This is a genomic window from Parabacteroides sp. Y3-G-102 (assembly GCF_023656845.1).
In the GTDB taxonomy this organism is placed as follows: domain Bacteria; phylum Bacteroidota; class Bacteroidia; order Bacteroidales; family Tannerellaceae; genus Parabacteroides; species Parabacteroides distasonis.
The window spans coordinates 23,733-35,711 of sequence record NZ_JAMOKU010000058.1 but is presented as its reverse complement, the minus strand read 5'-3'; the positions used below and the strand labels follow the sequence as shown (position 1 = coordinate 35,711).

Below are 11,979 nucleotides of genomic sequence, written 5' to 3'. Positions count from 1 at the left end.
TCCTCGCTCCGGAATCCGTTATTGTAGTCCAAAGTCATACTTCTTTGACGGTATCAATCCGGAAAATTTCTTCTCCTATACTTGTACTACTTGTTGAATTATGTAAATCTCTCAAAGAACTCTCTCGCTATCGTTTCTCGATTGCGGCTGCAAAGGTAAGGACTTTTTTTTAATCTCCAAATTTTTCGGTGAAAAATTCTCGATTTATTTTCTCTCGTCTATCTCCGGGCGGTTGGAAATTATCGCTTGGCCCAGCCAACCTCATCCCCTACCCAAGGATACCTCCACGTTTCCATCATTTCTGAAGCGCCGTTCTCTCTCGAATGCGGGTGCAAAAGTAATGCTATAAAACATACGATCCAAATTTATCGGGCATTATTTTTCAAGTTTTTTACGGCAACGGATATCGGGTACATTATATTATAGGATACGCAAAAATACCGACTGCTCACGGAAACGATATAGCCGGTACCCTTGCCATCATAGCGGCAATACTGTGCCACTACGATGGCACGGCCCTGCCACACGGATGGCACAGCGTTGCCACTGTGATGGCACGACCGTGCCAAAGGCGATAAATAAACTGGCACTGCAAACAATTGATAAACAAACATATGCTAGCATGAAAATTTCCCCAGAGGAGACATCTAAAAGACAGGGGACTTTATCTTTTATCTAGATATCTAAAAACAGAATAAAAATCTGCCGTTTTTTTTCATATATTTGAGGTCTCATCTAAATATAAACAAATAATGAAGCACTTGAGTTCCTCTATTTTATTGGGGCTTGGGTTGTTTTCCTTCTTCTCCTGTAAAGAAGCGACAGCGCCCGCCCCTATCCTGCCCGTTCCCACGCCGGCACAAGTTGAATGGCATAAGATGGAAACATACGCCTTTGTCCATTTCGGATTAAATACGTTCAATGATCTGGAATGGGGTTACGGAAATACTCCCGCCTCCACATTCAATCCAACGGATCTGGATTGCGATCAATGGGCGCAAACAATCAAAGCCGCCGGATTGAAAGGCGTAATCTTAACCACCAAGCATCACGACGGTTTCTGTCTATGGCCTACCGCCACAACCGAATATAGCGTAAAGAATTCTCCTTGGAAAGATGGCAAAGGGGATATGGTAAAAGAACTATCCGACGCTTGTAAGAAACACGGGCTGAAATTCGGTGTCTATCTCTCCCCTTGGGACAGAAACAGTGAGAATTACGGACAACCGGGATATGTAGAGAAATTCCATGCCCAATTACATGAATTAGTCTCCAACTATGGCCCGTTGTTCGAATACTGGTTTGATGGGGCAAACGGTGGCAATGGCTGGTATGGCGGCACGAATGAAACCCGTGCTATAGACGCCAAGACCTATTATCAATATGAGCGGGCACGCGACACGATCAAGGCGCACCACCCGGACATCATGGTTTTCGGAGGGACAGTACCCGATATCCGCTGGATCGGTAACGAGGAAGGTTGGGCCGGTGATACCCAATGGAGCATCTTCGCCCCGGAACCCTCCATGCCTACTTTCCAACAGAGTGTATGGGGAGATGAGAACGGACCGATGTGGCTAGGTGGAGAATGCGATGTATCTATCCGTCCGGGATGGTTCTATCACTCCCGGGAAGATCACCAAGTCAAATCTCTGGCAAAATTAGTCGATCTTTATTACCGAAGCGTCGGGCATAACGCCAATTTCCTATTGAACTTCCCCGTAGCGTTGAACGGAAAAATAAGTCCGGTAGACTCCGCCCGTGCCGTACAATGGTATCAAACCATCCAAAATGACTTTAAGGAGAATCTTTTGAAAGGATGTTACGTACAAGCGAGCAATAAAAGAGGACGTAATTTTAGTCCCAATAAGGCAGTAGATGGGGATTGGGATACCTATTGGGCTACGGACGATGGAGTAACCAGTGGTTCATTGACTTTCACGTTAACCCATCCTACCGATGTAAACCGCTTGGTAATACAAGAATATATCCCATTAGGACAACGAGTACGTTCGTTCAATATCGAACTCGAGCAAGGGGGTAAATGGATTCCGGCACAGACCGTGGATTCTACGACAACTGTCGGCTATAAACGAATTGTCCGTTTCCTGACCGAGAAAGCGGAGAAGATACGCATCAACTTCACGGACGCCCGCGGGCCGCTTTGTATCAATAACGTGGAGGCATACCTTGCCCCCGCCTTGGTGACCGAGCCAACGATTGCCCGTAATATCAATGACGAGGTAACCATACAGGCCGGGGATAAAGGCTCCGAGGTTCATTATACCACCGACGGTTCAGATCCGACCAAGGACTCACCGCTTTATCAGGCGCCATTCGCTTTCGCTCAAAAAGGAACTGTCAAGGCGATTGCCTATGATCCGACTTTCGATACAGTCAGTCCGGTTTCCGCGCAAACGTTCGATATTCCTGCTTGTGATTACACGATCGTATCACCGAAAGATGAGAAAACCAGCCTGATCCTAGACGGAAACGGCTACACAACCTACTATTTGCCACAAGGGAAACAAGAGTTAGTCGTACAATTAGCGAAAGAAATGCCTATATCCGGATTCCGCTACACCCCGAACCAAGGACGTGACGCAAGCGGTCATATCTCCAACTATCAATTATATATTAATGGAAAGAAGGTGGCCGAAGGCGAATTCTCCAATATCAAGGCTAACCCGATCAAGCAAGTCGTACATTTCCCGATAACGAAAGGTAACCAAATCCGTTTGGTCGCAACCCGTATCGTAGATAATAAAAAGCAAGCGGGTATCGGTGAATTCTCGGTAATTACGGAAAAATAAAGAATATCTAATAAAAGCAGAAGGGACCGCCTCGAAAGTTTAATTTCCAGAGGCGGCCCCTTTTAATTATTTATCAATCTTTTATTTATCCTTGAAGGTACCGGTTCATTTGCTTATACACGGCACGTATATTTAATGGTTTAGATATATGAGCGTTCATACCGGCCTCCCTACTTTTCTGCACATCCTCAGCGAAGGCGTTGGCTGTCATAGCGAAGATAGGAACCTTTTGAGCATCAGAACGCCCTAATGCACGAATACACCGGGTAGCCTCATAGCCATCCATATGCGGCATCTGCACATCCATCAATATCAAATCATAATACCCTTCGGCAGATTCCTTAAACATCTCTACGGCCTGTACCCCGTCCTCAGCACTCTCCACCGACGCACCGGTAACTCCGATCAATTCCTCCGCTATCTCCCGGTTAAGCTCATTGTCCTCAACCAATAAGATCCGTTTACCTTTGAAGTCATAATCAACAGCATAACAATCCTTCGCAAGGTCATTCCTCCCATTAATATCGGAAAAACGAGTGGGCTTACCCGATTCCTTTATTTTGCCGAAAGGCAGATCAACGGTGAATGTACTGCCACTCCCCTGCACGCTCGTCACATGTATGCCACCACCCATCAACCCTGTGAAACGCTTAACGATAGAAAGCCCTAATCCTGTACCTCCATATTTATAAGTAACATCCACATTTTCCTGTTCGAACGATTCGAAGATTTTATCATAATTCTCCTCGGCTATACCACATCCCGTATCGATTACCTCGAAACGTAGGTAAACATTCTCTTGATCCTCACCGGTTTTAGATACCCGAAGTTTAATCATTCCCTTGGCCGGCGTAAATTTCAGCGCATTCGATAACAGGTTGGAGAGAACTTGATTCAAGCGCAAGGAGTCTCCTATAATCTGTACTTCCAGATCACTAGCCAATACCGTCTCATAGCTGATCCCTTTACTCTTGGCCTGCTCGCCATACAGATTTTCAAAGTCCTGCAAGAATGCCCGGAAATTAAAGCTCTCATGTCGAAGTTCCACTTTTCCGCTTTCTATCTTCGACATATCCAGCACGTCGTTAATGAGAGCGAGAAGATGCTTGGAAGACATGATTACTTTCTCAAGACAGTCCTTTATCTTATCGGTATTATCTATGTTTTGCATGGCGATAGTACTCATACCTACAATTCCGTTCATCGGCGTACGGATCTCATGACTCATCCGGGAAAGAAACTCGCTCTTCGCCAAGTTAGCCGCCTCAGCCCGTTTCAGGTTGCCCTGTATCACGGTCGCTTTCATCCGGGCCCCTATAGCCAGCAGTAATGCCGTAAATAGCACCGACAAGACAAACATCACGATAAACATAAATTGTAAGGGATTCGCATATATAAAGTCCGTAAGAGAGAATTCACTCACGCCGATAGATTCCAGATTCCGATTGCGTATAACAGTCCTCTCGGACTCAGAAAGATTATTGATCGCCTTGTTGAGTACGGTTAATAAATCCGGGTCAACCGGGGTAGGTAACGCAAAACTTATCGCACTCTGATCATTGACCAATGTCACAGGAGCAAGATTGGTGAAATGATAACGCGAAATATCCTGTTCCATTTTAGAGGACAATCCATAGATAAAATCAGCCTCTCCGCTATTGACAGCGGCTAATGCCTCCTTAATGCCCGGATAGGACCGAATCTTCTCCGCAGATATGCCACTTGGAAATCGCTGACTTTCCACCAAAGCACCAACCAAACCCGGAGCGGGATAACTACAGGCTTTATTGCGTACTATGATATTGTTCGCACTCACATAAGAGGCTGAAAGCGCAAGCCCTAGCTGGGCCGCATCGTTCTCATCTCCCAAGAAAAAGCCTAAGATATCAGCTTTCCCTCGTTGTACCAGATGGACCGCATCACTATAATTCTTCGCATACACATACGAAAAATCCAAACCGGTAAAGTCCTTGATCTTATCCAATACATCCACCATGATACCGACATGGTTCTTCTGGGAGGTTTCTTTACAATAAAAAGGATACCAATTCTCCGGAACGGCTACCGTGATCGTTTTCCTTTTCTTGACATATTCCAGATCCCGGTCACTAAATTGGATATTTACAAGTCGGGCAGGAAAGTTAGCGGCATAACGCTCTGCCGCGAAATTTGGATTGGCATCCAAGATCCGTTCCAAAGCCATATTCAAACCATCCAATACTTCCTTATTACCCGGATTGGTTACGATATAATAGGGTTGAGAATTATATGTAGCGATCACCCGTACAGAATCGTGATTGTAAATAATGCCACTCAACAGCAAGTCTATCTCTCCATTCATTAAATAAAAATATAATCCCTCGTCGTTCTTCTGCATATCTTTCAAGCTGTAATATTGGAACTTACAGTCTAATCCGTTGATAGCCAAAAACTCCTTGAGGCGGCGAATATTTTCTTTCGCATTCTCATATACACCGATGGTTTTCCCGTTCATACTCTCCAAATTATAGCTATGGATAGTACGATCGTCAGAACGAGCAAGCAACAAAGAACGGCTATATCCCATATTGTAATCCGGATAAGCATAATATTTCTCTAAACCGGGTATATAATAGTTTCCACCCATCAATTCATACTGACCTGCGATAAATTCATTCAACACGGTTTGCCTATTCGTATCAATGTACTCGTATTCCCAACCGGTATATTTGGCAATCTCATTGAGATAGTCCACGAGCATACCATGATGACTACCGTCCTCCGCCGTCCAACTCATGCCTACCACCTGCGGAAAGGCAACCCGGAGCACACGTTTTTCACTTGTCCGTGCTAACGTAGACAAATGAAACGCCAGCATTATAAATACTAACAAACTTATAGTTATACCATGACCCACATATCTCAGAAGTAAATTCATTATAATGTATATCTTTTATTATCGGCTTTCCCGATGATAACAACCCCTAGACCTCTCCGCAAAACAACGGTTTATTTAGGATAATGCCTATTCATTCTGGTGAACAAAGCTTTTGCGTACCCCAAAACAGAGTACGCAAATATACTACTTTTTATATCACAGCGGATTATAAAATAATTGATTTTTAAAAGAAGATACTATAAAAACAGAAGGGACCGCCTCGAAGGTAAAACACCTCGAGGCAGTCCCTTTCCTAAATCCCAACAAACTTTTATCCCATCGAACTATTGATTACCTGTGTGGTTTTCTCAAAACTCTTCCTTAAGACCTCCTTTACATCCATGGTTTCCCAATATCCCTTATTAAAAAGCTCTACAGATAACCCACCCCGGAAACCGGAGTCGTATAGCAAAGGAAGTACTTTATTAAACGGGCAAATACCATCTCCCGGAAACACCCGATCCGAATCTCTCAACTCCGTACGAGGAGGCAACTCCGGATAATCGTTGATATGAAAAACCGGAAGGATCTTCCCATTTATCAAGCGTAAACTATCAAAACTATTTCCTCCTCTGTACAAATGGTAGAAATCCAATAAGACAGAAGCCCGCGAATGCCCGGAGGCGATCGCTATCGCCATGGTATCCGATAATTGATTCAGAACCCCGGCTCCCCATAGTTCCAATATCGGAGTGACACCCATCTCATCCCCTAAATCCAGTATCGCCCGATAGCGTTCGGAATACTCCGGCAACCGTGTACGATCCAATTGAGTAACTCCTTGAGCAGGAGCGGCGATAAATTTACCGCCCAATCCCGCTACCATCTCCATATCATGCCGCATTTGGTTTAGCCCTTCCTTCCGTTTCGAAGGATCATCGGCAAACCACGAGGCAAAACCGATCATATTCTCCAATAAAAGTCCGGAGCCTTCCAGCTGACGCCTAAGTGTCTCATAAGTTCCCCCTTGCTTTACGAACGCATCCACATCACGGGTCCATAACTCAATTCCCTCAAAACCAGCCTCGGCACATAAATCAATCTGTTTTTGAACAGGAAGTTTATAACCCGCTATCGTAGAGACATTGAGACAGACACGGAAAGGACGTTTCGAAGAGGATGCTTCGGGTGATGGCTCCTCTTTTTTCTTCGGAGCGCAAGAAGCCAAGCCTGCGAACGTACTGCCCAAAACCGCCAGACCGGTGGCCCGAAGCATATTACGTCTTGAAATCTTTTTCTCAAGCATAACACTCTCGTTTTAAATTAAACCTCCAAAGATTTACGGGCCTCCCGGTCCGGATCATTCCGAGCCTCACACGTATTATTCAAGATCATCACCTCTCCATTTTCTTCCGTGTATTTCGGCCAAGCGGGTAACTCTCCTCCGTTCGGATCTCCTGTCCGCATGAAATTCAACAAAGCGCCAGACATCTTATCTGACAACGCACGAGGTACCTTACCTCCACCCGTATGGGTAAACATCCGATCCGTATTTTTAAACCAGAAACAGATATCCGAGCAATGGAACGCACGCATACGGTTATTAAACAAGGGCGGACACCAGCCAAACCAAGCTACATACACAGGCTGGCCTTGCTTTAATTTTGCGTTAGCCGCCTCAACCACTCGTTGACGGGAAGACAAAATCATCGCCCAAAGCTCCATCGGAGTCTTATCCGGGAAATTCTTGGCGAAAGCCTTCACGATCGATTCCGCTTTATCACCATATTGACTTCTCAGTTTCTCGATCACACCGTCTTGAGTGATTTTTTCCAAAGCCGCATCCGCCCTGTTCGGGTTCCATTCATGGAAAGTCGTACAGAATATCATCGGCACGACAGGAGACTCCAAATGGCTCTCACCGGAGTAGAATACACCGGCCGGAATATTCCGGTCATCAGCAACAGGGCCAAAAGTCCGTCTCATGCTAATCCCTTGATCTTCCCAGCACTTTTTACAAGCCCTATCCGCTATATCCAAATATTCCCGCCAAGGTATTCTTTGCAATTTATCCAGTTGGGAAGCGGTCAGCCCCGCTTCTCTCAAAATATATTCTCCCACCTTCCGGGTCATCACCTGATCGGAAGCTCCTACCGTAGATCCACTTAAAGCCACGGCTCTATGGATCAAACCTTTTGCCGCCGGCATAGCGGCTACTGTACAGACCTTAGAACCTCCTCCGGATTGTCCCATAACCGTTACGTTCCCGGGATCTCCACCGAAATTGGCGATATTATCATGAACCCATCGCAAGGCGGCAATAATATCTAACATCCCCACGTTTCCGGAATCCTTATACGCTTCTCCACCAACACCAGATAAGTCAGAGAAGCCAATCGGCCCCAACCGATGATTAATGGAACAGAATACGATATCTCCTTCCCGGCTTATATTCTCTCCATGATATCCATCCTGCTCGATCCCACTACCATTTGTAAAACCACCGCCATGCAGCCACACCAATACGGGACGTTTCTTACCATCCGCAATGCCCGGTGTCCATACATTTAAATATAAGCAATCCTCACTCACATCCCAGTAGTTCCAATGATCGGCAAAAGTTCCGTAATTATTGGGCCACCGGTTCTCCATACGTTGCGGCGCCGTATTCCCATAAAAAACCGCCGGTCTCACATCTGTCCACGGCTCTGGCTTTTGGGGAGGCATAAAGCGATTTTTTCCCGACGTATCAGCCCCATAAGGAACTCCCAAGAACGTATATACATGATTCAGCAGATATCCCTGCACCTTCCCATACTCTGTCTGGGCGATGGCGATATCGTCACCGATAAATAGGAATTGATCGTCATCACTCACTTTCCCTCTTTTATCACGGGAATCCCCAGAAGGGGCACAAGAAGAAGTCGATATCAAACTTCCCATACTCAACGAGGCTGTGCCCAATCCTAAGTTTCTTACGAATTGTCGTCTGTTTATTTTCATAATCTCTTAATTCATCTCAACGACCAATACCTCTTTAGATGCCAGCTTCAAGCTGTCCTTAAATAAGATCGTTCGTTTCGTTATTATATCCTTTCCTTCTATTCCCTCTTTTAAAGATTCCTTATAACGGGCAAGTGGAAGATCAACTTCATGATTAGCTCCATTAATAATGACCATGACACTTTTACCCTCTAGATAACGCTCATATACATACACTCCTAATTGTGGCATATAATGTTTCATATTACCTTCGGAAATGATCTTATTGCCCTTCCTCCACTTCAATAAAGTCTGTAAATAATCCCAAGCCTTATTCTGTAGGTCGGAACGTCCTTCCCTCGTAAACCAATTCTGAGAATCTCCAGGCCACCCTCCTGGAACATCTAAACGTATATTCCCATCCCCACCCGGGCGACTTTTCGTCCCAGACATTAACAATTCATGTCCATAATATAATTGAGGAGTGCCAGGGATTGTTAATAAAAAGGCAACCCCTTGTTTATAACCATCTAAGTCTTTAGGCTCCGAACGTAAAAACCTATCAGTATCGTGATTATCTAAAAAACGCAAAACATTTTTAATATCTGGATACACGAAATCATAACACAAATGATCATAGATTTTATCTAATCGCCCTTCCGGTGAAGACTTGTCATTAAAGATATCACTTGCAATACTCATCAGAGTAAAATCCATCACAGACTTCAGTTCCGTATCTTTTCCAAAATTAAGTTTACACCCTTTTTGCCACCAAGCCGTACCAATCGTATAATTAGTCCAAATCTCACCAACTATATTAAACTGAGGATATTCATTCATGATTTGGATATTCCACTCACGCATCATATCAAAATCGGAATATGGATATGTATCTTGCCTAATCGCATCAATCCGAGCATACTCAATCCACCATATAGAATTCTGAATAAGATATTTACCAACATGAGGATTTGCTTGATTCAAATCTATTCCAAATCCTGCATATTTCATTACTTCAGAATCATAAGTTGATGCATAATTGTCATAGAAAATAGCCTTAGCATGATTCCCCCTTTTAGAAGGACTTACATTAAACCAATCCTTAGATGGCACATCTAGCACCCAAGGATGATTTGCTCCAATATGATTAAAAATCATATCCATAACAACCCGTAATCCCTTTTGATGCGCTTTATTTATCAATCGAAGGTAATCTTCATTTGATCCTAGACGCCTATCCACATGAAACATATCCGTTGAGAAATAGCCATGATAAGAACCTCCTTTCCCATCATTCTCCAACACGGGATTTAACCATATAGCTGTTACCCCAAGGTCCACAAAATAATCCAAATGATCTTCGATCCCCTTCAAATCACCTCCATGTCGAGCCCCAGGCTTACTACGATCCATCACATATTCCGTTGACATAGAAATCTGATCATTCGATTGGTCACCATTAGCAAAACGGTCCGGCATAATTAAATACAACACATCCGAAGAATCATATCCTTGTATATCATCTGTACTCTCCTTGCGCTCTTTCAGCTCGTAAGCATATACGAACTTCTTTTCCCCATTCACAAAAGTTATATCAAATGTTCCAGAATGAGCTTGTGATAAATCTAAATATAATATTAAATAATTGGGACTATCTACCGTTACACAACTTTTTAAATAAACACCAGGTTCATTTATAACAGGATGATATTCAGAAATATGATCCCCATATACCATCAACTGTAATTCTGGATTTCTCATTCCTGCCCACCAAAACAACGGCTCTACCTTATTTATCGTTTGAGCAGCCACTGTCCCAAGTACAAATAACAGAAATGAAGTAAATATTATTATTTTTCTAATCATAGCTATAATTATTTAGATGTAAAAGCAAATAAAGGGTGAGCCAAACTCACCCTTTTTAAACAGCCAAGTTAATTCATATTAACATCAGGATTACCATTCTGCTCAACATCCGGAATCTGAAACATCACTTTATGAGAATCCCAAGCTTCACCACGAACCGACTGTTTGATACGCTTCAATTCAAATAATCTCTCACCTTGTAAAGCTATTTCCAAACGACGTTCCTTCTGTACTGCTTTAATAAAAGAAGCCCTATCAGTAGTTGTAGTATTAGCTTTGCCATAAGCCCTTTTTTCTATTTTTTGCAAAGCATTCAAAGCTTGATTCATATTTCCATTCGATTTAGCTAAAGACTCGGCATAAAGTAGTAACAACTCATTATATCCAATAATAATACCATCCATATACTCATAATCAAACTTCAGAGTATACCATGAACCGTCTATATTTTTAAAAAACGTTTTAAAACGATTATCATTTTGTTGGTCATAAGCAGCAATCAACTCATTAGACGGCCTGCTTGTGGGTAAAGCCAATCCATTCGTACGATAATCTCTTAAACCACCCCAAGAATCCTCAATCAATGACGCAGAAGGTATCATCGCTACAATTTCTTGCGTAACAGTCTTTTTTTCCGCTCTACCGAATTTAGCAGTCAAATCCTCATCAAGATCATACTTCTGAGTATTAATAACTTGTTCCGCATATTTAGCCGCATTCCCAAAATCATGTTTATAAAAATAGACTTTTGCCAATAACGCTTTTGCGCCATCAACGGTCGCTCTACCAGACTCTACTTTATTCTCTCCAGGTAAGTTTTCGATCGCATATTCCAAATCTGAGATTATTTGAGAATAAACCTCAGAGACCGTTGAACGTTGTACGACCTCAAATGCAGTAGCACGATCCATCACCCCCCTTAAACGAAGGGGAACTCCCATCTCTGCGATATCCTTAGTCTCCTCTGCATAAGGAAGGCCAAAGGCTCTTACTAAATGAAAATATCCTAATGCACGAATAAAAGATGCCTCAGCCTTAAATTGAGCTTCTTTCTGAGGATCACTCGCCAAGATACTTTCCCCTAAATCGCTAAACGCAACTTGATTCGCCATATTTATGGCATTATATGTCGCGGTCCAGGTATCACGTCCAACCGCATTTACCAAATTCATTGTATGAGCACTCATCTGAACCCATTCAAAAGTAGCCACATCTGCCACACCATCATCTGCGATCACATCAAAACCACGCAACGTCCGGCCTCCCCAAAAGCCCGAAGAACGTATTCCATTATAAGCACCCAACAATAAATTCTCCAAATCATCTACCGTCTTAATACGATCATCTGTCAGTTCTAAACTATCTGGTTTTATTTGTAGAAATCCCATGTCATCACATGCCGTATAGACTAATTGGGTACTGAGTAATATTACTGCTATATATTTTACTTTCATAATCTTA

At 43.3% G+C, this 11,979-nt stretch carries 6 protein-coding genes; 1 reads left to right on the top strand and 5 read right to left on the bottom strand.

What is annotated here, in order from left to right:
- The first annotated feature begins 752 nt into the window (after window positions 1-752).
- Window positions 753-2,813 (top strand): alpha-L-fucosidase, encoded by a 2,061-nt coding sequence (locus NBH16_RS20665; protein WP_250789010.1) that lies wholly within the window; start codon window positions 753-755, stop codon window positions 2,811-2,813.
- 85 nt (window positions 2,814-2,898) lie between these two features.
- Here the strand turns inward: NBH16_RS20665 and NBH16_RS20660 are convergent, their stop codons facing one another.
- The 5 genes from NBH16_RS20660 to NBH16_RS20640 all read right to left on the bottom strand — a co-directional run bounded on the left by NBH16_RS20660 (window position 2,899) and on the right by NBH16_RS20640 (window position 11,972).
- Window positions 2,899-5,730, bottom strand: a complete 2,832-nt coding sequence (locus tag NBH16_RS20660; RefSeq protein ID WP_333558133.1) for an ATP-binding protein — start codon at window positions 5,728-5,730, stop codon at window positions 2,899-2,901.
- Between the two features lie 271 nt (window positions 5,731-6,001).
- Window positions 6,002-6,976, bottom strand: a complete 975-nt coding sequence (locus tag NBH16_RS20655; protein ID WP_250789008.1) for a sugar phosphate isomerase/epimerase family protein — start codon at window positions 6,974-6,976, stop codon at window positions 6,002-6,004.
- Window positions 6,977-6,993: 17 nt separating this feature from the next.
- On the bottom strand, window positions 6,994-8,673 hold the full coding sequence (locus tag NBH16_RS20650) for a carboxylesterase/lipase family protein (protein WP_008781088.1): 1,680 nt from the start codon (window positions 8,671-8,673) through the stop codon (window positions 6,994-6,996).
- Window positions 8,674-8,679: 6 nt separating this feature from the next.
- Window positions 8,680-10,518, bottom strand: coding sequence for a glycoside hydrolase family 13 protein (locus NBH16_RS20645; RefSeq protein ID WP_005864194.1), 1,839 nt, complete (start codon window positions 10,516-10,518; stop codon window positions 8,680-8,682).
- A 68-nt stretch (window positions 10,519-10,586) separates the two neighbouring features.
- On the bottom strand, window positions 10,587-11,972 hold the full coding sequence (locus tag NBH16_RS20640) for a RagB/SusD family nutrient uptake outer membrane protein (protein WP_005864192.1): 1,386 nt from the start codon (window positions 11,970-11,972) through the stop codon (window positions 10,587-10,589).
- Window positions 11,973-11,979 lie beyond the last annotated feature (7 nt).